Raw genomic sequence first — 22,048 nt, 5'->3', positions numbered from 1 at the left:
AGGGCGTCTCTCCTGAATGGTGCGCATCGAGGCTGCCGCCGAGGCGCGCTCTGTTCATCTGATGGACATGTCCATTGAGCGTGACGGGGGTCACTTCCTACCTTGTCGCTGCTCGGCCGGTCCCTCACCGCGCCGGGCGACCTGAATCAGGGTTGGTCACAGAGCCACGCGGAGCGGGTCCGCGCAGGCCCCCGGGATGGTTCGGCGGCGGTGCCTCCGCATGGCCGGACAGGCGCATCCCAGCAAGGTCCGGTGCCGAACGCCGGTTCCCACAGCAGCGCGCCGCGCGCAAGGAGTCATTCATGGTCCAGATCGATTCGCCCAGTGAGGCAAGCGACGAGGGTGGCAGATACATCCTGAGGCCCGGCACTCTGGCCGCGGTGGTGCTCGCGGTGTGCCTCGCGCAGATAGCCTTGTCCGTACCCTCGCTCATCACCGGGCTGATCCAACAGGATCTCGCGCCGTCCTCGGCCCAGCTGACGTGGATCGTCGAGGCGTTCATGCTTCCCGTGGCCGCGCTGGGGCTGGGCTTCGGTGTGTTCGGTGACCTGTTCGGGCGTAAGCGCCTGCTCGCCGGGGGTGCCGCCCTCATCGCCGTGGGCTCGGCTCTCGCGATCCTGGTCCCCGGTGGGGGATCCTCGACCGACGCCCGGGTGACGTTGCTGATCCTGGCCCAACTCCTCAGCGGTATCGGCGCTGCGGCCATCTTCCCGACCAGCCTCGCCATGGTGGCGGCCGGCACGCACACCACGGCCGCCCGCGCCCGTGGCGTGGCGATCTGGGCCACCGCGCTCTCGGTCGGCGGCTTCCTCGGACCTCTGCTGGCAGGGGTGGCCGCCAAGATCGACAGCGGCTGGGCCGGGAACGCGAACTGGCGCTGGGCCTTCGTCGGCGTCCTCGTCATCGCCGCCGCGAGCGTGATCCTGTCGCTGGCCGTGGCCCAGAACTCCGCCTCACCCGAGGGGCGCTCCATCGACTGGCCGGGGCAGATCACTGCCGCGCTGGGCCTGTTCGCTCTGATGTACGCCGTCATCCAGGGCCCGGAGAGTGGCTGGGGGAGCGTGGAGATCGTCACCGCGTTCATCGCCGCGGCCGTCTTCCTCGCGCTGTTCGTCTTCACCGAGAGCCGTGTGGCCGAGCCGCTGCTGCTGCTGAGTGTGTTCAAGAACCGGGCGTTCGCGATGAACTCGGTGGTCACCCTGATCGGCATGTTCGCCTTCCTGGCGATCATGTACTCCACCAGTATCCGGCTCACCACCATCCAGGGACTCAGCCCGCTGCGCAGTTCCGTCGCCTACCTCTTCTTCGGCGGCATCGGCCTGGTGCTGCTGCCCCTCACCTCCAAGCTGCTGGAGCGCTACAACCCCCGGTGGGTTCTCTTCGTCGCCATGCTTCTGGTGGGTGCCGGCGGGCTCTGGTTCGCCGGTGTTCCGGCCAGTGAACGCGGCCTGGGCGCCATCGTCGTGCCGCTGGTCTTCGTCGGCGTCGGCTCGGCACTGGCCATCGCTTCCATCAGCGCGGTCGCGGTCAACACATTGCCCAACCGTCTGGCCGGCATGGCGAGCGGTGTCACCAGCATGTTCCGGGACCTCGGGTTCGCCCTCGCCCCGGCGATCGTCGGCGCCGTCGCGCTGGGGCATGCGGCCAAGGAGATCGCCCGCGAACTGGCCGGCGACACCGGCCTGAGGAACGCCTACGAGGCTTTCCAGGCATCTGCGGCCAACGCTCCCGCGGATCAGAAACCGCAGCTCGAGGCGGCGGTTCACGCCGTGGAATCGGGCCCGCTCGGGGCCAACTCGGTGCCCGCCACCATCCCGCTGCCGGATGGTCAGGTCATGCCCTTCAACCCGCTCAAGGACGTCGCTTTCGACGCCCTGAGCAGCAGCTACTCCATCGCATACACGCTCGGCGGCACAGCGGCTCTCGTGGCGGCGGCACTCACCCTCGTCGGTGCGCGCGGTGGTATAGGCGCGACTCATCTCGACGACGACCCGCACACCCTCGACGACTGACCCCCGACGAACCTGCGGGCACCGGACACGGGCAGCAGGCCGGACAGGACAGCCGGATCGCCCGCCGCGACACCGCTCCTTCCCGGGGGCAGCCACCGTGGCGGGCCACGGCGTACCACGCACAACGACCAACAACCCACTCGCACAGGAGCCGGACCATGACCACCACACAGCCAGCACCGAGCAGCAAGGACGACATCCGCATCCCGGACGAGGTCGCCCGGGCGGAGGCGGCGTGGCTCGCCGCGCTCACGCAGGGAGACCAGGAGCAGCGCGCGCTGATGCTTCCCGACTGCGTGATCGTGCACGGGCCGGTCGGCCATGTCCACGACCGCGAGCGCTTCCTCGCCCACAACGCGTCGATGGGAGCGACCGTCGAGGCCGAGACCAGTGAGGTGACGTGCCAGGAGCGAGAGGGGCGGGCCGTCGTGACCTGCTTTCAGAAGATGCGCATCCGGCGCGTGCCCGACCTGCCGCCGTTCCTGGTGCAGGCGGTGGCCACCCGGGTGTGGTTCGCGACCGGGGAGGGATGGCGGCTCGGCCACATGCAGCTCTCCCGGCGGCAGCCGGCGCTATGACGCGTCGGTTGCCCTGCCGCGCGCGCGGTCATGACGTGCGAATGGGGATGCCCGGCCGCCAGCCGAGACTCCTCGACAGCCCCAGTCCGCTCGCGACCAGCGAGGGCACGGCCGCCTGCAGTTTGATCGAGCCGGCGGCCACCACGACGGACAGGGCCGCGACGACCCTGCCGGTGCCGTCGACGATCCGGGTCGCGACCGACTCGGCCCCCTCGCTCAGCTCCTCCTTGACGACCACCGTTCCGGTCGAGCGGCAGGACGCCAGTTCGCGCCGCAGTTCGGCCGGGTCCACGATCGTCTTCGGAGTGAAGCGCCGCAGCCTGCCTGCCAGTACCTCGTCGATGAACTCCGGACTGTTGTGGCTCAGCAGCACCTTGCCGACACCCGAGCAGTGCAGGGGCAGATGGCCGCCGACCTGCGAGGTGAGTCCGACGGCGTTGACCGCCGAGAGCCGTTCGATGATCACGGCCTGGTCGCCCTGGAGCACGGCCAGCTGCACATGCTGGCGCAGAGCCGTGTACAGGTCCTCCACGAACGGCTGGGCGGCGCTGCGCAGGGTCTCGGCGCGCGGGGCGAGCGTGCCCAGACGCCACAGCCGCAGGCCGATCGCGAACCGGTTGTCGCCGGTGCGCTCCAGCGCGCCGGCCTCCACGAGTTCGAGCGTGAGCCGCCGCGCGGTGGCGTGCGGGATGCCGGTACGCCTGACCAGATCGGCGAGGCTCAGCTCGGTGTGGTCCGGGTCGAAGGCGAACAGCAGATCCCACAGCCGGGAACTGACGGTCCGTCCGGGCTCGTTCGCGCGGGGCATGGGCCTCTCCTACCTAGTTCCTGACCCCGGTCACCCTACCTTCCCTGTCCGTTGAACGGATGAAGTGATTCCTCCAATGGTCAGCGTGCCGAACGCTAGGAGCATGATGAGCACAGAACACAGCCCCAGGATCGCCATCCTCGGTGGCGGCATCGGAGGCCTTGCAGCCGCCGCGTTCCTGCGCGAGAAGGGCTTCGACAGTGACGTCTACGAACAGGCGTCCGCCCTGACCGAGGTCGGCGCCGGACTGGTGATCGCACCCAACGCCGCCCGCCTGATACGCCGCCTCGGCGTCCTGGACCGGTTCATCAAGCGCGCCGTCCGATTGGAGACCGGCTGGGAGTTCCGGCGCTGGGAGAACGGCCAGGTCCTGTCCGCGGAGAACCTTCAGGAGGGGTGCATCCGCCTCTACGGCGAGCACACCTACACCGCCCACCGCGCCGACCTGCTGGACGCCCTGCGCTCAGCCGTCCCCGAGCACTCGATCCACCTCGGCAAACGCTGCGTGGCGGTCGAGTTCGAGGACGACCGGGCAGTTCTGCGCTTCGAGGACGGCGACACGGTCCGCCCCGACATCCTCATCGGCGCCGACGGCGTCCACTCCCGCGTGCGCGGCGCCATCGTCGGCCCGACCCAGGCGCGGGAGTCCGGCATCTGCGCCTTCCGGGCCCTCGTGCCCGCGCACAAGGCCCCCGACTTCGCCAGGCGGCGGGCCCAGACCCTCTGGATCGGGCCCGACCACCACCTCGTGCACTACCCGGTCTCCGGCGAGGACTACGTCAACCTCGTCGCCTTCGCACCGGCCGGCGCCGACAGCGTGGAGTCCTGGACGGCCACCGCGACGGTCCCCGAACTGCTCGACGAGTTCGCCGGCTGGGACCCCCGCCTGGTGGAACTGATCGAGTCGGCCGAGACACCGGGGCGCTGGGCGCTGCTCGACCGTGAACCCCTCGACCACTGGAACCGCGGCAACGCGACCCTGCTGGGCGACGCGGCCCACCCGATGTTCCCGTTCTTCGCCCAGGGCGCCGCCCAGGCGATCGAGGACGGCGCCGTCCTCGCCCTGTGCCTCGCGGCCGACCCGGACCACCCGATCGCCGCGCTGAGCCGCTACGAGGAACTGCGCCGGCGCCGCACGGCCCGCCTCCAGGAGGTGTCGCACGGCAGGTCCCACATCAACCACCTCCCCGACGGCCCCGAGCAGCAGGCACGCGACCTGCAGTACGCGCAGGCCGACCCGCTCAGGGAGAACGGCTGGATCTACGAGTACGACCCGCAGGCCGCCGTCTCATGAAGATCACCGCAGCGGTCTCCCGCGAGAGCGGCACCGTCCCCCGGCTGGAGCAGGCCGACCTCGGTGAACCCCGGCCGGACGAGGTCCTGGTGCGCATCACGGCGACCGGCATCTGCCACACCGACATCAACGCGCACGCCGGCCGCGGGCTGCCCGTTCCCCGCCCGATCGTGCTCGGGCACGAGGGCGCGGGCGTCGTGGAGGCGGTCGGAGCCGGGGTGACCCGCCTGGTGCCCGGTGACCACGTCGTGCTCTCGGGCAACTCCTGCGGTGTGTGCCCCCGCTGCCTCGACGCCCGGCCCACCTACTGCCGGGAGGCGATGCGGGTGGCCTTCGGCGGTGCGCGGCTCGACGGCAGCTCACCGCTCACCCAGGCCGGTGACCGGATCGCGGCCATGTTCTTCGGGCAGTCCTCCTTCGCGACCTACGCGCTGGCGCCCGCACGCAGCGCGGTCCTGCTGCCGAAGGACATCCCGCTGCACCTGATGGGGCCGCTCGGCTGCGGTGTCATCACGGGGGCGGGCTCGGTCCTGGAGGCGTTCCAGCTGCGCCCGGGACAGTCGATCGCGGTGTTCGGCACCGGAGGCGTGGGGCTCGCGGCCGTCATGGCGGCCCGTCTCGCCGGTGCCCGGCACATCGTCGCCGTCGACATCAACCCGCCCCGGCTCGACCTCGCCCGGGAACTGGGCGCGACCGATACCGTGCTCGGGGGCGCCGGAGCCGAACAGGCGCTGCGGGACATCGACCCCGACGGCTTCGACTTCGCGTACGTCACCACCGACGTGCCGTCCGTCTACGCGACCGCGACGAGGTGCCTCGCTGTCGAAGGCACCCTCGGCTGCGTGGTGGCGCCCGCGGGCGAATGGGTCCCGGACACCGGCTTCCTCCTCGCCGGGGGCCGCAGGCTCCAGGGGATCATTGGAGGCTCGGCCAACCCCCACGTCCTGATCCCCCAGCTCGTCGAGTACTGGCGGGCTGGCCGGTTCCCCTTCGACCGGATGATCGAGGAGTTCGAGTTCAACGACTTCGCCCATGCGTGGACCGAGACCGGTTCCGGACGAGTGATCAAGGCCGTGCTCAGAATGCCGGAAACCTGACACCGCTTCCCCGAGCAGCCCGGCCGGCGGGGTCACGACCGGGCGAGGCCGCATTGAGGCACAGGCCGTTCAACGAACACAGCCATTGCCGTCCCCCACGACCCCACCCAGACTGCGGCACGGGCGGCCCGAGACACGGCCCGGCCTCAGCGCCCCCTTGTCGAAACCCCGAGTACGTCCAGAGAGGCGGACCATCGCATGGCAACCGCAACCGGTAGTGCACTCGTCGTACGAGCCCTGCAGCGAGCCGGGGTCGACGTGGCCTTCGGCCTGCCCGGAGCGCACATCGACGGCATCCTCCAGGACGCCCTGGACGCCAAGCTGCGGGTCGTCGACGTGCGTCACGAGATGAACGCCGGCCACGCGGCCGAGGGCTACGCACGGGTCACCGGGGATCTGGGGGTCGCCGTCGTCACGGCCGGCGGCGGCTTCACCAACGTCCTGACCTCGATCGCCAACGCCCACCTGGACCGCACCCCCGTGCTGTACATCGCGGGCTCAGGTCCTCTGGAGACGGACCAGGTCAACGACCAGCAGGCCGGGTTCGACCAGGTCGCCATGGCGGCCCCGGTGACCAAGTTCGCGCACCGCGTCACCCGTACCGACCTGATCCCGCGTCTGGTCGCCCAGGCGATTCGGATCGCCCGGTCGGAGCCCAGGGGGCCGGTGCTCCTGGACATTCCTTGGGACGTCCTGCGCCAGTCGGTGGACGTCGACGAGGTCGACGACTACCGCAACCAGGTCGACGGCACCGGCGTATCCCCGGCCGGTGCCGTCGACCGCATCCTTGACGCGCTGGGCACCGCCCGGCGGCCGGTCGCGCTGGTCGGCAAGTCCTTCGGCACCGCCGAGGCACGGGCACAGTTGCACGAGTTCGCCGCCCGTACCGGCGTGCCACTCTTCTCCGACTGGGAGGGTCTCGGGGCGATCGTCGGTTCCGGGCAGCACGTCGGCCTGGTGCAGACCCTGGCCACCGCCGTCGAGGACGAGCGGCCCGACCTGGTCCTGATGCTCGGGCTGCGCTTCGGGATGACCACCCAGTTCGGCACGGGCCGACTGCTGCCGAAGAGTGCGCGGATCTTCCAGATCGATCCCGATGGCCGTGAGCTGGGGCGTCTGCAGGATGTCGAACTCGGCGTCCAGGCCGACCCGGTCGGCACGGTCGCCCTGCTGAACGAGCGCCTGGGTGACACCGCCGTGCCCGCGGGCCGCGACGACTGGCTGGCGGCCCTGCGCGACATCTCCGCCACTCGGCGGTCCGCGCTCGCCGCCGAGACGGAGCAGCACCAGGACGCCGCGATCCATCCCTACCTCGCTGTGCGTACGATCGCCGAGAGCGTCCCTGACCAGGCCACCGTGGTCGTCGACGGCGCACTGACCGAGCTGTGGCTCTCCGAGACGATCGCGCTCGCGCCGCTGGCCCACTACCTCGGCCACGGCTACCTCAGCTCGATGGGCAGCAACTTCGGCGTGGCGCTGGGCGCGCAGTACGCGCGTCCCGACAAGGCGACGATCCTCGTCACCGGCGACGGCGCCGTCGGCTACAGCCTGGCCGAGTTCGACTCCCTCGTCCGCGCGGGACTCCCGGTCGTCGTCATCGTCCTCAACAACCGGGCCTGGGGCGCCACCCTGCACACCCAGCAGTTCCTCTTCGGCGACGACCGCGTCACCAACAACCGCCTGGAGAACGGCTCCTACAGCGGCGTGGCACGATCCCTCGGCGCCGACGGCGTCGACGTCACCGAGCTCGACCAACTGCGCCCGGCGATCGAGGCCGCCCTCGCGGCCCGCCGGCCGACGTGCATCGACGTACGAGTCAGCCTCGCCCCCATTCCTCCCGAGGAGCGCGTCCTGAACGGCGGAGCCCCCTTCGGCGGCATCGAGGTCGACGCATGAACCGCGAGCTGCCCGTCGCGGACCGGCGCCGGCGCTTCCTCGGCAAGACCTGCCTCGTCACCGGCGGCAGCAGAGGACTGGGCCTGGCAGCCGCACAGGCCTTCGCACGTGAGGGCGCACGCGTGGTCATCATCGCGCGCGACCCCGACCAGCTGAAGATCGCAGCTGAGCTGATCGGCGACGGCACGGTCACCGTCGCGGCCGACCTGTCCTCGGTGGCCGGCATCAAGGCCGCGATCAGCGAGGTCGCCGCACAGGTCGACCGTGTGGACGCCGCCTACATCAACGCGGGACACGCGGGCATGAAGCGCCTCGACGACATAGACGAGGCCACCTGGGACCGGGTGTTCGACACCAACGTCAAGGGCTCGTTCTTCCTCATGCAAGCTCTCCGGCCCCTGCTCGCACCTGGCGGGGCCGTCGTCTTCTGCGGCTCGGCGGCCGGCCGCAGGGCCAGCGCGGGAACCGCGCGTACGGAGCCGGCAAGGCCGCGCTGGAGCACCTGACGCGGATTCTCGCCGCCGAGGTCGTCGCCGACGGTATCCGCGTCAACATCGTCATCCCGGCCGGTATGAACACCGACATCGCCTCCCGTACGACGGGCCTGGCGCCCGGGGGAGCGGACGCCTTCCGGGAGAGGATCAGGCTCAGCACGCCTATGCTGCGCGAGGGCGAACCGGACGAACTCGCCGACGCCGTGCTCTTCCTGGCGTCGGCCGAGGCCGGCTACATCACCGGTGCGGCCCTCGTGGTGGACGGCGGCCTCACCAGCTTCATCCGTCCTCCGGTCAGATGAGGAGAACCACTGTGGAGTTCGCCTTCAGCCAGCCGACCGACGCCGTCATCCAATTCGCGTACGCCGTCCCCGACCTCACCGCCGGAATGCGCTGGTGGACCGAACACCTCGGCGTCGGCCCCTGGTTCGTGAACCACAGGATCGGCGGCGAGGGCTCCACCTACCGTGGCGTGCCGGGCAGAGCCGAGTTCACCCTGGCACTCGCCTTCTCGGGGCACATGATGATCGAGCTGATCCAGACCCTGGACGACGAGCCGTCCATCTACAAGGACGCCCGCGAACGCCACGGCTACGGCTTCCACCATGTCGCCAAGGTCGTGCCGGACGTCAGGGCGGAGGTCGAACGCCGCGAGGCGAGCGGGGCGGTGGTGCGTTTCCACGATGTGGCCCCTGGGGGCGAGGTCTTCTTCCTGGACGGCGGCGAAGACGCCCCGGAGATGATCGAGCTGGTTCAGGACAACGAGATCACCCGGCAGATGTTCACCGCTGTCTGGCGGGCATCGGTGGACTGGGACGGGTCGCGACCGGTACGCGACTTCGCGGAGTTGCTGCCGGACTGATCATTCGGTCATCACAGTGGAGGGGCGGTCCGGCCGGACCGCCCCTCCACCAGGTGTCGGGGTCACACGCCTGTGGGTGCGAGGACGATGTCGAAGCGCACCTGGCTCCACGTGCCGTCGACGACACGGCCGTCGGGTGTCGGTGTGCCGACGGGCTGCTGCTCGAACCGTTTGATCAGCGAGTCCTTGACGCCGAAGACGGTGTCCTTGCGGCCGATCGGGTCACCCTCGGGGAAGATGTGCGTCACCAGGGTCCTCGCGCCCTCGTGGGAGACCATGAAGTGCAGGTGGGCCGCGCGCAGCGGCGAGCGGCCCACCGCGTCGAGCATCTGGCCGACGGGCCCGTCGTTGGGGATGGGGTAAGGCGTCGGCGTGAGGCCCCAGAAGCGGTAGGTGCCGTCGGCTGCGGTGAACAGGTGCGCGCGGCCGGCGCGTTTGCCGGCGTCGTACTGCACGTCGTAGAGCCCGTCCTCGTCGGCCTCCCAGACCTCGATCCGAGCACCGGCGAGCGGGCGGCCGTCGGTGTCGGTGACGGTGCCCTCGACCCAGCAGGGCTCGCCGGGGGCGCCGAAGGCCATGTCCTGGCCGAGGTCGATGCGGGGGGCGTCCTCGACGAAGAACGGTCCGAAGACGGTCGCCTCGGTGGCGCCCTGGTAGGCCCGGTTGTTGACGTTGATGGTCTGCATGCTCGCGCCGAGGGTGTCGGAGAGCAGGATGAACTCCTGGCGGACGTCGTCGGTGATGTGGCCGGCCCGGGTGAGGAAGTCGATCGCCGCCCCCCACTCCTCCTCGGTCAGCCGCACCTCGCGGATGAAGGAGTGCAGGTGCCTGACCAGCGAGACCATGACTTCCTTCAGCCGTGCGTCGTCGCAGGCGTCGAAGGAGGCGATGACGTTGTCCACGAGCCGCTGCTCGACCGCCTGTTGCTCCGGCGGCACCTCGCGGTGGATCGTGCCGGCGTCGTCGCTTCGGGCCGAGGCGGGGTTGACGTAGGTAGCCATGGCGGCCTCTTTCAGCTGACAGGTTCGCCGGCCCACGCCGCTTGCAGCAGCAGGGTCAGGCTCGCGTAGGTGACGGGGGTGGGGTTGTTGGCAGGGATCGCCTTGATGATCGGACCCAGCGCCTTGGCGATGCCGTCCTCGGGCATGCCGTAGTCGCGCAGTGCTCGCGGCGCGTCCAGAGCCTCGCGCAGGGCGGCCAGGCCGGCGTTCGCCGTGTCGGTGCCGAAGGCGCGGGCGACGCGGGCCTCGGCCTCGGGGGCGTGCGGGGCGTTGAAGGCCAGTACGTGGGGCAGGACGACCGCGTGGGTCTGGGCGTGGGGGAGGTTGAACATGCCGCCGAGGACGTGGCAGATCTTGTGGTGCATGCCGGAGCCGGCGGAGGCGAAGGAAACGGCGGCGAGGTAGGCGCCGTACAGCGTCTGCTCGATGCCCTGGACGCTCGTCGAATCGCCGGCCACCGTCGGCAGGCCTGTCGCCAGTGCGCGGATGCCCTCCTGGGCCAGCGCTCGGTCGATCGGATCGGCCCGCGGGCCCCACATCGAGTCCACGCAGTGCGCCATCGCGTTCAGGCCGCTGGCCACGGTCATCCCGCCGGGCAGCGTGGTGAGCAGGGCGGCGTCGTAGACGACCGACGCGGGCAGCACCCTGTCGTCCACACCGGTGGTCTTGGTCTCACCTTCCGTCAGGCCCCACACGTTGGTCGCCTCGGAGCCCGCGTAGGTGGTGGGGACCGCGACGATCGGTAGCCCGGTGGTCAGCGCCACGGCCTTGGCCAGGCCCGTGGTCGAGCCGCCCCCGACACTGACCAGGATGTCCGCGCCCGCGTCGGCCGCGGCCCGACGGGCTCGCTCCGCGACCTCGACCGGTACGTGCATCACGACCTCCTCGTGACGCAGGACGACCGGGATCTCCTTGTCGATCGGGTCGGCCAGTTCCTTCTCCCGGTCCGACGCGATCAGCATGACCTTGGTACCGCCGAGTGCTTCGACCTCCGCAGCCACGGCGGCAGGGGATCCACCCGCCGCGAACACCACCCGTTGGGGGAGGGTCTGGTGGGTGAACCGCATCAGGCTTGTGTCAGCCATTGCTTGCCTTCCGCGTAGAGCTGTTCGACTGCTGTGCCGGTGAGGCCGGGGAGGCCCTGTTTCACTGTGAAACCCGCCTTGGTCTGCAGATAGGCCAGGTGCCGGTAACCGGTCGGGAACCGGTTCAGGAGGTGAGGGTCCAGCGTGAGCGAGCTGGCGGGATCGACGACGTCGAGCCGGTCCTTCTCGTAGACCGGCTGCCGGCGCACGAGAGTCCAGCGCCCCTCGTGGCGGGCGAGGAAGTCGTAGAAGCGGCCGGTGCAGACGACGTCGACCTCGACGCCGTCGATGCTCGCACGCTGGTTGATGGTCATCTTCGTCTGGGCGACGGCCCGGTCGCCGACGATGTCCGCGGTGTGGCCGCCGAGGAAGTGGAGGATGCTGACGCCCTTCTCGAAGCCCTCACGGCTGGCTTTGATGAAGTCGGTGGCGCTGCCCTGGAACCAGGTGGCGCTCATCCAGCCGCCGCGCGGGTGCCAGAGGGTGGCGAAGCGGTCCCAGTCCCCGGCGTCGCGCCACAGCGCCCAGTTCTCGACGAGCTGCCGGATCTCGTGACGGTCGTTGTCGCTCTGCGACATCGTTGACTCCTTGGAAGGGGCGAAGGGCACGAGGGTTTCGTCAGGGAGTCCGGAAGAACTCCTCCCACTTCCGGTCGAGCTGTCTGGAGGCTTGCGTCTCCCGGGCGTCCGCGAGCCTTGCCGTGCCCACCGCCGGGCTGAACGCCGCGGCGAAAAACCACAGGCGGGGGAGGAGGGGCCGCGGGCGGCGGGGCACACGCCGAGTCACGTGCGCCCTACGGCCTCGTCGCATCGTCAGATGGGGTAGTGGCGGGATCCGGACTGGAGGGTGATCCACCGCAGTTCGGTGAACTCCTCCAGTGCGGCGCGGGAGCCGAAGCGGCCCCAGCCGCTGGCGCCGACGCCGCCGAAGGGCATCTGGGGTTCGTCGTGCACGGTGGCGCCGTTGATGTGGCAGATGCCGGACCTGATGCGGCGGGCCACGTCCAGCGCTGCGGCGGCGTCCTTGCCGAAGACTGCGGCGGACAGGCCGTACTCGGTGTCGTTGGCGACGGCGACGGCCTCGTCGGTGGAGTCGACCTCGATGATCGAGACGACCGGTCCGAAGGTCTCCTCGGTGTAGATGCGCATGTCCGGCGTGACACCGCGCAGCACGGTGGGCTGCACGAACAGGCCGTCGTGGGTGCCGCCGGTCAGGACCTGCGCGCCCTTGGCACGGGCGTCCTCGATCAGCGCCACCACATGGTCACGGGCGCCCGCGTGGACCAGCGGGCCGATCTGCGAGGCGGGGTCGCTCGGGGGGCCGACGACCAGCTTGGCGGCGCGCTCGGCGAGGCGGGAAGAGAGTTCGTCGGCAACGGTCCGGTCGACGATGACCCGCTCGGTGGACATGCAGATCTCGCCCTGGTTCATGAAGGCGCCGAAGCTCGCTGCCGCGGCGGCCTCCTCCAGGTCCGCGTCAGGGAGGACCACGAAGGGTGCCTTGCCGCCGAGTTCGAGGACGACGCGGGTCAGGTGGCGGCCGCCGAGTTCGCCGATGATGCGGCCGACCCTGCTGGAGCCGGTGAAGTTGACGCGGGTCACGGCCGGGTGGGCGATCAGGGCCTCGACGACGGCCGGGCCGTCCTCGGGGGCGTTGCTGATGAGGTTGACCGCTCCGGCGGGCACGCCGGCGTCGTGCAGGACCTGGACGATGGCTGCCTGGGTGAGCGGGGTCTGCTCGGACGACTTCAGCACCACGGTGTTGCCCCACACCAGCGGCCACACAATGGCGCGCACACCGAGGATCAGCGGCGCGTTCCAGGGCGCGATGCCCACCACGACGCCGACCGGCTGGCGCACGGCGAGGGCGGTGAGGCCGGGCACGTCCGAGGGGATGACCTCGCCGACGGCCGCGTAGGCCTGGGCGGCTGCCTCGGTGAGCATGCCCTGGGCGACGTGCACATTGAAGCCGCACCACGGGAGGGTGGCGCCCATCTCGCGGCTCATCGTGGCGACGATGTCGTCGGTGCGCTCACCGAGCAGCACGGCCGCGCGTTCCAGTATCGCCCGCCGTGCGGTCGGCGCGAGGCCCGACCACTCGGGCAGCGCCGCCGCCGCGGCGTCCACCGCGAGGTTGACGTCCTCGGCTGAGGCAGCCGCGACCCGTGCGATCGGTTCACCGGTCAGGGCCTCGACGTTCTCGAAGTAGCGGCCGTCCCTGGCCGCGACGTGCTCGCCCGCGATGAGGAGGTCGCTGGTCCGGACCGCGCCGGACGTGGGTGCCTCGATCTCAGTAGCTGACATGGTTGTTGCCTCGCCTCCACAACAGCGGCGATCGTCGTCGATCGCCGCGGGAACCCTGCATGTCGAACTCTCTTCGGCCGACGCCCCGCCATGAACCCGTTTGTCCGTTCATCGGACAGCGATGTGAGGACACGGCCGCCGGCTGTCCGGGTGTCAGGCCGGCGGCATGCGCTTGGCCTGGTGCATGTGCGCCAGACGCCAGCCCTCGGCGGTCTCCTCCCACACACGTGTCACGGCCTCCTGGACCGGGAAGGGCGGGAGGTTCTCGTCGAAGACGATGTGCATCTCCTGGAGGCACGTGGTGATCGCGGTGTTGCCGCGCACCGTGACGGCGAGACCCTCGGCCTTGGCGAAGACGGTGCGGCGGCGGGTCGAGGCGAAGTGGGCGAAGGTCTTCGGGCCGTCGATCTTCCCGACCGGACCGTGGACGACGTGGCTGTCGTCGAGCATGAGGGAAGTCATCGCCCTCTCGCCCTCGACGAGAGCGACGAGCCATGCGGCTTCCGCCTGTTCGATCGCTTCGATGGTCGTGGGGGACACGGTGGACGTGGTCACAGGTCCAGCTCCAGAGTCGGTGAGAGTGCCCGGGACGAGCACGTGGTGAACATGCCGTCGGCGCGTTCCCGGTCGGTGAGGATGTCGTCGCGGTGGTCGGGCTCTCCGGCGAGGACGCGCACGATGCACTCGCCGCAGATGCCCTGCTGGCAGGAGTAGGGGGCGTCGACGCCGCCCGCGAGCAGGACGTCGAGGACGCTCTCGCCCTCCTTGATCTCGTACTCGCCCCCGGACTTGGCGAGCCGCACGGTGAAGGTCCCGCCGGCCGTGTGCGCTTCGGCGTCCTGCACGGGTGCGAAGCGCTCCTTGTGGATCGCTGCGGCGGGCCATCCCGCTTCCCGCGCGGAGGAGATCACGAAGTCCATGAAGCCTCCGGGGCCGCAGACGTAGATCGCCGTGTCGGGGGAGGACGGGCCGAGGTCGGAGGCGATGCTGAACCGCTGGTCGTCCGGTCCGTCGTCGAAGTGGAGCCGGACGCGGGGGTCGCGTTCCAACTCGTCCAGGAAGGCCGCGTCCGCGCGGCTGCGGGCGCAGTAGTGCAACTCGTACTCGGCGCCGACGGCTTGGAGCGCGTGCGCCATGGCCAGCAGGGGGGTGACGCCGATGCCGCCGGCCACCAGCAGATGGCGATGTGCCTGGTCCGAGACGCCGAACCTGTTGCGCGGACGCGAGATCCGCAGCCGGTCGCCCTCGCGGAGCCGGTGCAGTCCCAGCGAGCCGCCGCGTGACGCCGTCTCGGCCAGCACGGCCAGCCGGTATCGGGCGAGATCGTGCGGCGGCCCGCACAGGGAGTACTGGCGGACCAGTCCGGCGGTGTCGTCCACGAGTACGTCGACATGGGCGCCGGCGGCGAACTCCGGTAGGCCGGCGCCGTCGGGACTGACCAGATCGAGTACCACGATCCGGGCCGTCGCGTCGTGCCGGGCGGCCACGATGGTGTCGAGCCAGTCGTTGTTCATGGTGCTCGCTCAGTTTCCGGCAGTGGCAGTGGCTTCGGTGCTGTCACCCGCCGGTCGTTTGCCGATGGTGAAGAGACCGGACTGGGTGTGATGGACCTCGGACGCGTCGCGGATGATGTTGATCGGGTCGCGCCCGGCCTCGACGTCGTCGGCCATGGTGAGCAGCATGCGGCGCAGCATGACGACGCCGCGGTCGCCGGTGGCCAGGGTCTCCTCAGAGTCGAGGGTGATCGCGCCCTGCGAGCCCTGGGCCTCGGTGTCACCGGGGAAGAGCTGGCGCTCCTCGTCGGTCAGTTCGTGGTTCTGCTTGCCGTTCTGCGTGATGCCGATGACGAAGCGGACCATGCGCTCGGGGTCGTTGCTGCGGATGGAGAAGAACAGCCGGTGGCTGGTGTCGTCGGAGGGCACGACCCACAGCAGCTGGTCAGGCCGTGCGTCGGGGGTCACCTTCACGTAGTCCGGCAGTCCGAAGACGTTGGGCAGGTGCTGCTCGACGGCGAAGCAGTACTCGGTGACCTCTCCGTCCTCGCCCTCGACCTCGAAGCGCTGGGTGTACTTCACGCCGTGGTCGGTGCGCTCGTACGTCAGACGCTCGGCGATGGTGGCCGGGTCGAAGAAGTTCTCGGGGTAGCCGAAGGTCCCGGTGCCCAGCATCTGGTAGCCGCTGTGCGTGGAGTGGAGCCAGGTGACGTGGGTCGGGTCGGCGGAGTTCTCGTAGATGTTGAGCCAGCTGAAGTCCGCCGGCATGCCGAGGACCGCCGCGTGCGGGACCGGCCAGCTCGCGAAGTACCGTTCGTCCTCGGCGGGGTTCTCCAGCGCGTCGTAGCGGGGGAGTTCGGGCTTGAGCTCGGGCGGGCCCATGTAGACGAAGACCAGGCCGTAGCGCTCGGCGACGGGGTACCAGGGCTGGCGGGCGGCGTCGCGCCTGCGCCCCAGGGCGGGCTCGCAGGCCTGCTCGATGCAGCGGCCCTGAACGTCGAACTTCCAGCCGTGGTAGCAGCAGCGGATGCCGTCGTCCTCGACGCGGCCGTAGAAGAGGCTGGCACCGCGGTGGGTGCAGCGCTCGATCACGACACCGGGGTTGCCCTGTCCGTCGCGGAAGACGACGAGGTCCTCGCCCAGTACCCGGGTCTTCTGCGGCAGGGCGCCGGCGACGAGCGTCTCGGAGCTGGCGACGGGGTGCCAGTAGCGGCGCAGCGCCTCGCCCATGGGCGTACCGGGCCCGACCTCACGCAGGCGGGCGTTGTAGGAGGGCTTCGGGCGGCCGTAGCCCGTGCCGGTGTCGAGCTCTGAGGTGGTGGTCATCGTGCTGTCTCCCGTGCGGCTCGGGGACACAGCCGGTGGCCCGTGCAGGGCTGTGGGGGGATCGCCTGCGAGGGCACCGTCCTGTGCGACCCTCAAACTGATAAGTAGATTCACATTCGCATTCTTCTTCGTGAAGCGTCAAGAGGCAGTTCCCGTTCCGTCCTGGCAGGTGACCTGACCACGGGTCGCGGGGCTGCCGGAGCGGATGCCGGCCCCCGTATACGGTGGTCGGGTGACTACCGAACCGTCGCTCGATCTGCCGCCGGCACAGCAGGCGCGCAGTCGGCGGACCCAGCAGCGGATCCTGGACGCGGGAACCGCCCTCCTCCAGGAGGGCGGCACCGAAGCGCTCACCATCGCGGCCGTCGCCGCCCGGGCCGGCGTCTCCGTGGGCAGTGTCTACCGGCGCTTCGGCGGCAAGGACCGCCTGATCGCGGGGCTGCAACACGCCATGATCGACGAGTTCCGCGCCGACATCATCCGCCGCTTCGCTCCGCTGCGCACCGATCCGGCCACGATGGTCGCCTCGGCGGTCGCCGGTCTCACCGAGACCTTCGAGGCGCACGAACGTCTGATGCGCGTCTTCATCACCGCGGGCACCACCGATCCCGCGGTGGCCCAGGTGGGATCCGCGGCCAGCATCGACGCCGGCCATGTCTTCAAGCGATTCCTGGAACCGGTCGCGCCGATGATCGACGCGCCGGAGCCTGAGCTGCGCCTGGACGTCGCCTTCCGCCTGGTGTACGCGGCCTGCATGAACCGCGTCCTGCACGGCGAACGCTTCGAGTCCGAACGGCCGCTGACATGGCGTCAGCTCACCGACGAACTGGTCGACGCCGTCTGCCTGTACCTGCTCGGCACGTCGCCGCGCTGAACCCGGCGGTGGATCTCCAGATGCGAATGTGATTCTATCTTCATGTTCGCATCTGGCGGCGGCACACCGGCCCGACCCACAGAAACAGCCGGTTGACCGTTGAGTCGACAAGGGAAGGGGCCGCTCCATGCGAGAGCCGCTCAGCTACGAGATCGCCCACGGCGCCGCACTCGCCGCTCTGGAAGCGGGAAGGGCCGAGGGACACAGGGTGTGCGCGGTCGTGGTCAACCGAAGCGGCGTCACCAAGGTCCTGCTCAGCGACGACGGCGTCGGCCTTCTCGGCGTGGAGACCGCGCGACGCAAGGCGTACACCTCGGCCGTGAGCGGCGTCCCGACGGCCAAGTTCGCGGCCTTCGCCGCCTCCCCGCAGATGCAGGTGGCACCTCCCCACCTGGTCGACGCCAACCTTCTGCCGGTCGCCGGCGGCGTGCCGATCGTGACGGCCGACGGAGAGGTCATCGGCGCCATCGGCGTGGGCGGCGCCGACGACACCACGGACGACCGCATCGCGCAGCAGGGCCGCGACGCCGTCGCGAAGACCGTCGCGTAGGCCTTGCTCCTGCTCGCCGGGCCGGCTGTGTCCGGCCCGGGGCAGACGTCTCAGAACATCGCCCGGATGATCCCCACCGTGCGGTCCAGGTGCGGCTCGGTGCGGTCGGCGCGGTGGGCCACGGCCAGTTCCACGCGCGCGTCGGCCCCGGCCAGGGGCAGGTAGGCGACACCATCGAGTGCCAGTGCGGTCACGGGCTCGGGTACGACCGCGACACCGAGACCGCCGGCCACGAGCGTGATCAGGGTCGAGGTCTCGCCCACTTCATGGCGGATGCGCGGCTCGAGGCCGGCGTCGCGCAGCAGGCCCAGGACGACGTCGTACATCACGGAACGGCGGTCGGCGGAGTGGACGATCAGGTCGGCGCCGGCGAGGTCCGTGATCCGCAGCCGTTTGCGGCGGGCGAGCGGGTGGTCGACCGGCACGGTGACCACGAGACGGTCGCGGCGCAGGGTGTGCACGGTGAGGGAGAGGTCGGCCGCGGGCGGGCGCAGCAGGGCGACGTCGATCGTGCCGGTGCGCAGTGCCTCGACCTGGTCGGGTGCGAGCATCTCGCCGCGGAAGGAGAAGTCTACGCCGGGCAGTTCCTCCGTGAGCCGTCGGGAGAGCGCGGGCAGGAGGCTGTAGGTCGCCGAGCCCACGCAGCCGATCGCGAGGTGGCCCACCGAGCCGGCCGCGACGAGCCGTGCGTGGTGAGCGGCCTCGTCGACCTCGGCCAGGATCCCGCGAGCCCGTTCCAGGTAGGCGCGGCCCGCCTCGGTCAGGTCGACGCGCCGGGTTGTGCGGTGCAGCAGCTCGACGCCGAGCTCCGTCTCCAGCTGGCGGATCTGCTGGGACAGCGGCGGCTGGGCCATGTGCAGCCGCTCGGCGGCCCGGCCGAAATGCCGCTCCTCGGCCACCGCCACGAAGTACCGCAGGTGCCGAAGATCCATATACCGTCCATATCAATCAGCCAAGATATACGTACTTCAGAATATCGCTCCCCGGAACTAGCGTCGCTGCCATGAGCGCATTCCTCTATGCCGCGACCCGGACGCCCTTCGGCCGCTTCAACGGCGCGCTGGCCGGCGTCCGCCCGGACGACCTCGCCGCCGCCGCGATCACCTCCACGCTCGCCAGGGTGCCCGGTCTCGATCCCGCCGCGATCCGTGACGTGGTGTGGGGCAACGCCAACGGCGCCGGGGAGGAGAACCGCAACGTCGGCCGCATGGCGGCGCTGCTCGCCGGCCTCCCGGTGAGCGTGCCCGGCACCACGGTGAACCGCCTATGCGGCTCCAGCCTCGACGCGGCGATGACCGCCAGCCGCACCATCGAGTCCGGCGATGCCGAGGTGGTGCTCACCGGCGGTGTGGAATCGATGACGCGGGCGCCCTGGGTGCTGCCAAAGCCGGCGAAGCCGTTCCCGGCGGGCGACGTCACCGCTGTCTCGACCACGCTCGGCTGGCGGCTGGTCAACCCGAGGATGCCGAAGGAGTGGACGGTCAGCCTCGGCGAGGCCAACGAGCAGCTCCGCGAACGCTTCGGGATCTCCCGGGAGCGGCAGGACGAGTTCGCCGCCCGCTCCCACCAACTCGCCCACGCCGCCTGGGAGTCGGGCTTCTACGACGACCTGGTGGCGCCGGTCGAGGGAGCCGACCTGACCCGCGACGAGGGCATCCGCCCCGGATCCACGCCGGAGGTGCTCGCCGGGCTGAAGCCGGTGTTCCGCACGCCGGAGCAGGGCGGCACCATCACCGCGGGCAACGCCAGCCCGCTCAACGACGGTGCCTCCGCTGTGTTGTTGGGCAGCGAGGGGGCCGCCGCCACGATCGGGGCCGACCCGATCGCCCGTATCGCCGGCCGCGGTGTGATGGCGCTGGAGCCGCAGGCCTTCGGCTACGCCCCCGTGGAGGCGGCGAACCGGGCGTTGGCCCGGGCCGGGATCGGCTGGGACCAGGTGGGCGCGGTCGAGCTCAACGAGGCTTTCGCCGTGCAGTCGCTCGCCTGCGTCGACGCGTGGAAGATCGACCCCAACCTGGTCAACCAGAAGGGCGGCGCCATCGCGATCGGTCACCCGCTGGGCGCCTCGGGCGGTCGCGTCCTCGGCACGCTGGCCAAGGTGCTGCGCGAGACGCGGCAGCGCTACGGCGTCGCCGCGATCTGTATCGGCGTGGGCCAGGGGCTGGCCGTCGTACTGGAGAACTGCGAGACCACGGAGGCGTCCCGATGAGCCGTGCGGAGATCGTCGAGAGCGCCGATGCCGCGGTCGCGGGGATCGAGGACGGCTCCACCGTCCTGGTCGGCGGGTTCGGCCTGGCGGGGATGCCGTTCGATCTGATCGACGCGCTCATCCGGCAGGGCGCCAAGGACCTCACCATCGTGTCGAACAACGCGGGCAACGGCGACGTGGGACTGGCCGCGCTGCTCGCCGCCGGTCGGGTGCGCAAGGTGTTGTGCTCCTTTCCGCGCCAGGCCGACTCCTGGGTCTTCGACGACCTGTACCGCGCCGGGAAGATCGAGCTGGAGGTGGTCCCGCAGGGCAACCTCGCCGAGCGGATGCGGGCGGCCGGGGCCGGCATCGGCGCGTTCTACTGCCCGACGGCGGTCGGCACACCGCTGGCCGAGGGCAAGGAGGTCCGCGAGATCGACGGCCGCACCTACCTGCTGGAATACCCGATCAAGGGCGACTACGCGCTGATCGGCGCCCATGTCGCGGACACCCTGGGCAACCTCGTCTACCGCAAGACCGCCCGCAACTTCGGCCCCGTCATGGCCACGGCCGCGACGACGACCATCGTCCAGGTCGAGCAGGTCGTCGAGGCCGGCAAGCTGGACCCCGAGGCCGTCGTCACCCCGTCCATCTACGTCGACCGGATCGTCCAGGTGACGGCCCGCCACTACACCGTGCAGGGGGCACGATGACCACGACCTCAAGCGCCCAGGCGTCCGCCGACCACCGGCTCTCCATGGACGAGCTGGCCGCCGTCATCGCCCGCGACGTCCCGGCCGGTTCCTTCGTCAACCTCGGCATCGGGCAGCCCACCAAGATTGCCGACCATCTGCCGGCCGACTCCGGGGTGGTGCTGCACACCGAGAACGGCATGCTCAACATGGGTCCCAAGGCCGAGGGCAACGCGATCGACCCCGACTTGACCAACGCCGGCAAGGTCCCGGTGACAGAGCTGCCGGGAGCGGCGTACTTCCACCACGCCGACAGCTTCGCGATGATGCGCGGCGGCCACCTCGACGTCTGCGTCCTCGGGGCGTACCAGGTCGCCTTCGACGGCGACCTCGCCAACTGGACCACCGGGAAGCCGGACGACATCCCCGCCGTGGGCGGCGCCATGGACCTGGCCATCGGCGCCAAGGACGTCTACGTGATGATGACGCTCTTCACCCGCTCCGGAGAGCCGAAGCTCGTCCCCCGCTGCACCTACCCGCTCACCGGAGTCGGCTGCGTCAGCCGCGTCTACACCGACCACGGCGTCTTCGGCCTCGGCCCCGAGGGCGTACGGATCCGGGAGACGTACGGCATCGACGCCCACGAACTCGCCCAGCGACTGGGCATCCCGCCGGCTCAGGGCACCGGTGGGATTCACCAACAGCCTTAAGACACAGGCCGCCCGCTCCCGCACTACTGGTCGCGTGGCCGCACAAACGGTCCGCGAACCCTCTCTCCCCGACGAGTCAGCGGAAGCGGCCGCACCGGCCCGGGGTTCCGGGCCGGTGCGGTTTCGGAGGGTCGCATCCGCAGCGTCGGACGCCGACGACGGCCTGTCAGGACCAGCCACTTGCAGTGAATCCCGGACCAGCGGAGGCGGGCCGTTCCCTACCGTCACCGACCACCGGATCCAGATTTCTTCACCACCAGGCTGGCTACCCTTCCACCCCTGGGGTATCTGGCCCGGTGTCTGTCACTCGCTCGGATGGAAGGGCCGGACGGCGGCAGCGGCACCCGCGGTCGCCGCCGGAACGGGCGAAGTGTCTGTGGCGGGCGCGGCCGGGCTCGGCAGGTTTTTGTCGTTCCCGTCCGTCCGGCCTCGGAGGCCGAACGCCGAGAGGGCGGCGCCCACGAGGGCGAGGATGCCGGTGACCAGGACGGCGGTGTGGACGCCGTTCATGAAGGCGGTGTGGCTGCCCTCCACCACGGCCGCCCTGAGCTGGGCGGGCATCGCGTCGGAGACCGGGGCGACGCCCATGGCGACCGCGTCCTTCGCCTCCTTGATCAGGCGTTGCTCGCCTGCGGTGGCGGTGCTGGTCTGGGTTCGGCGCATGAGCTGGTCGAGGGCGTCGGCGAGTGTGATTCCGGGGTTCGTAGTTGGTGTGGTGGGTGGAGTGTGAGCTGGGGTGTTGGAGGTTTTCTGAGAAGGGGGCAGGCGCTTCCTGGGGTGCTTCG

20 protein-coding genes and 2 pseudogenes are annotated in these 22,048 nt (G+C 70.5%); 12 read left to right on the top strand and 10 right to left on the bottom strand.

Features of this window, described 5'->3' with window-relative positions; translation table 11 throughout:
• Positions 1-302 precede the first annotated feature (302 nt).
• Together OO68_RS38450 and OO68_RS38445 are read left to right on the top strand one after the other, a co-directional pair.
• Positions 303-2,012, top strand: a complete 1,710-nt coding sequence (locus OO68_RS38450) for an MFS transporter (protein ID WP_063739368.1) — start codon at positions 303-305, stop codon at positions 2,010-2,012.
• Positions 2,013-2,170: 158 nt separating this feature from the next.
• Positions 2,171-2,590: a nuclear transport factor 2 family protein gene (locus OO68_RS38445; RefSeq protein ID WP_033314102.1), complete on the top strand. Its 420-nt coding sequence runs from the start codon at positions 2,171-2,173 to the stop codon at positions 2,588-2,590.
• Between the two features lie 28 nt (positions 2,591-2,618).
• Here OO68_RS38445 and OO68_RS38440 read toward each other — a convergent pair whose 3' ends face one another.
• Positions 2,619-3,398: an IclR family transcriptional regulator gene (locus OO68_RS38440; RefSeq protein WP_033314101.1), complete on the bottom strand. Its 780-nt coding sequence runs from the start codon at positions 3,396-3,398 to the stop codon at positions 2,619-2,621.
• Positions 3,399-3,501: 103 nt separating this feature from the next.
• On the opposite strand from OO68_RS38440, the gene OO68_RS38435 reads away from it, so the two are divergent.
• From OO68_RS38435 to OO68_RS38415, 5 genes and pseudogenes are all read left to right on the top strand, one after another.
• Positions 3,502-4,692, top strand: a complete 1,191-nt coding sequence (locus OO68_RS38435) for an FAD-dependent monooxygenase (RefSeq protein WP_033314100.1) — start codon at positions 3,502-3,504, stop codon at positions 4,690-4,692.
• Positions 4,689-5,789, top strand: a complete 1,101-nt coding sequence (locus tag OO68_RS38430; protein ID WP_033314099.1) for an NAD(P)-dependent alcohol dehydrogenase — start codon at positions 4,689-4,691, stop codon at positions 5,787-5,789. Before OO68_RS38435 ends, OO68_RS38430 begins: the two co-directional genes overlap by 4 nt.
• A gap of 198 nt (positions 5,790-5,987) precedes the next feature.
• Positions 5,988-7,685, top strand: coding sequence for a thiamine pyrophosphate-binding protein (locus OO68_RS38425; protein ID WP_033314098.1), 1,698 nt, complete (start codon positions 5,988-5,990; stop codon positions 7,683-7,685).
• Positions 7,682-8,481, top strand: a pseudogene (locus OO68_RS48640) (SDR family NAD(P)-dependent oxidoreductase). The gene OO68_RS38425 and the pseudogene OO68_RS48640 overlap by 4 nt, the downstream one beginning before the upstream one ends.
• 11 nt (positions 8,482-8,492) lie before the next feature.
• Positions 8,493-9,041, top strand: coding sequence for a VOC family protein (locus OO68_RS38415; RefSeq protein WP_033314097.1), 549 nt, complete (start codon positions 8,493-8,495; stop codon positions 9,039-9,041).
• 62 nt (positions 9,042-9,103) lie between these two features.
• Here the strand turns inward: OO68_RS38415 and OO68_RS38410 are convergent, their stop codons facing one another.
• From OO68_RS38410 to OO68_RS38380, 7 genes are all read right to left on the bottom strand, one after another.
• Positions 9,104-10,042, bottom strand: a complete 939-nt coding sequence (locus OO68_RS38410; RefSeq protein ID WP_209442664.1) for an intradiol ring-cleavage dioxygenase — start codon at positions 10,040-10,042, stop codon at positions 9,104-9,106.
• 11 nt (positions 10,043-10,053) lie between these two features.
• A complete protein-coding gene (locus OO68_RS38405) occupies positions 10,054-11,109 on the bottom strand; it encodes a maleylacetate reductase (protein WP_033314095.1) in 1,056 nt (351 codons plus the stop codon).
• The gene (locus OO68_RS38400) at positions 11,109-11,705 is read right to left on the bottom strand and encodes a nuclear transport factor 2 family protein (RefSeq protein ID WP_033314094.1); all 597 of its coding nucleotides are present in this window, start codon (positions 11,703-11,705) and stop codon (positions 11,109-11,111) included. The genes OO68_RS38405 and OO68_RS38400 overlap by 1 nt, the downstream gene beginning before the upstream one ends.
• 234 nt (positions 11,706-11,939) lie before the next feature.
• Positions 11,940-13,430, bottom strand: coding sequence for an aldehyde dehydrogenase (locus OO68_RS38395; RefSeq protein ID WP_033314093.1), 1,491 nt, complete (start codon positions 13,428-13,430; stop codon positions 11,940-11,942).
• Between the two features lie 153 nt (positions 13,431-13,583).
• The gene (locus tag OO68_RS38390; protein WP_033314091.1) at positions 13,584-13,985 is read right to left on the bottom strand and encodes a nuclear transport factor 2 family protein; all 402 of its coding nucleotides are present in this window, start codon (positions 13,983-13,985) and stop codon (positions 13,584-13,586) included.
• Positions 13,982-14,944 carry a PDR/VanB family oxidoreductase gene (locus OO68_RS38385; RefSeq protein ID WP_033314090.1) on the bottom strand — a complete coding sequence of 321 codons (963 nt, stop codon included), beginning with the start codon at positions 14,942-14,944 and terminating at the stop codon, positions 13,982-13,984. Before OO68_RS38385 ends, OO68_RS38390 begins: the two co-directional genes overlap by 4 nt.
• Before the next feature lie 9 nt (positions 14,945-14,953).
• On the bottom strand, positions 14,954-16,249 hold the full coding sequence (locus OO68_RS38380; protein ID WP_033314089.1) for a Rieske 2Fe-2S domain-containing protein: 1,296 nt from the start codon (positions 16,247-16,249) through the stop codon (positions 14,954-14,956).
• A 232-nt stretch (positions 16,250-16,481) separates the two neighbouring features.
• On the opposite strand from OO68_RS38380, the gene OO68_RS38375 reads away from it, so the two are divergent.
• Both OO68_RS38375 and OO68_RS38370 read left to right on the top strand, forming a co-directional pair.
• A complete protein-coding gene (locus tag OO68_RS38375) occupies positions 16,482-17,123 on the top strand; it encodes a TetR/AcrR family transcriptional regulator (protein ID WP_033314088.1) in 642 nt (213 codons plus the stop codon).
• A gap of 127 nt (positions 17,124-17,250) precedes the next feature.
• On the top strand, positions 17,251-17,673 hold the full coding sequence (locus tag OO68_RS38370; RefSeq protein ID WP_033314087.1) for a GlcG/HbpS family heme-binding protein: 423 nt from the start codon (positions 17,251-17,253) through the stop codon (positions 17,671-17,673).
• A 50-nt stretch (positions 17,674-17,723) separates the two neighbouring features.
• On the opposite strand, the gene OO68_RS38365 is transcribed toward OO68_RS38370, so the two are convergent.
• Positions 17,724-18,605 carry a LysR substrate-binding domain-containing protein gene (locus tag OO68_RS38365; protein WP_033314085.1) on the bottom strand — a complete coding sequence of 294 codons (882 nt, stop codon included), beginning with the start codon at positions 18,603-18,605 and terminating at the stop codon, positions 17,724-17,726.
• Between the two features lie 71 nt (positions 18,606-18,676).
• On the opposite strand from OO68_RS38365, the gene OO68_RS38360 reads away from it, so the two are divergent.
• The 3 genes from OO68_RS38360 to OO68_RS38350 are packed head-to-tail and all read left to right on the top strand — an operon-like array spanning position 18,677 to position 21,263.
• Positions 18,677-19,882, top strand: a complete 1,206-nt coding sequence (locus OO68_RS38360) for a thiolase family protein (protein ID WP_033314083.1) — start codon at positions 18,677-18,679, stop codon at positions 19,880-19,882.
• Positions 19,879-20,574 carry a 3-oxoacid CoA-transferase subunit A gene (locus tag OO68_RS38355; protein WP_033314081.1) on the top strand — a complete coding sequence of 232 codons (696 nt, stop codon included), beginning with the start codon at positions 19,879-19,881 and terminating at the stop codon, positions 20,572-20,574. The genes OO68_RS38360 and OO68_RS38355 overlap by 4 nt, the downstream gene beginning before the upstream one ends.
• Entirely contained in the window at positions 20,571-21,263 is a 693-nt protein-coding gene (locus tag OO68_RS38350; RefSeq protein WP_051814975.1) for a CoA-transferase, read from the top strand. Before OO68_RS38355 ends, OO68_RS38350 begins: the two co-directional genes overlap by 4 nt.
• A 303-nt stretch (positions 21,264-21,566) precedes the next feature.
• Here the strand turns inward: OO68_RS38350 and OO68_RS48080 are convergent.
• Positions 21,567-22,048 (bottom strand): annotated as a pseudogene (locus OO68_RS48080) (hypothetical protein); the annotation flags it as partial.

It is taken from the genome of Streptomyces iakyrus (assembly GCF_000717055.1).
In the GTDB taxonomy this organism is placed as follows: Bacteria; Actinomycetota; Actinomycetes; order Streptomycetales; family Streptomycetaceae; genus Streptomyces; species Streptomyces iakyrus.
The sequence above is the reverse complement of the archived record's forward strand: the minus strand, read 5'-3'. Positions and strand labels throughout refer to the sequence as shown.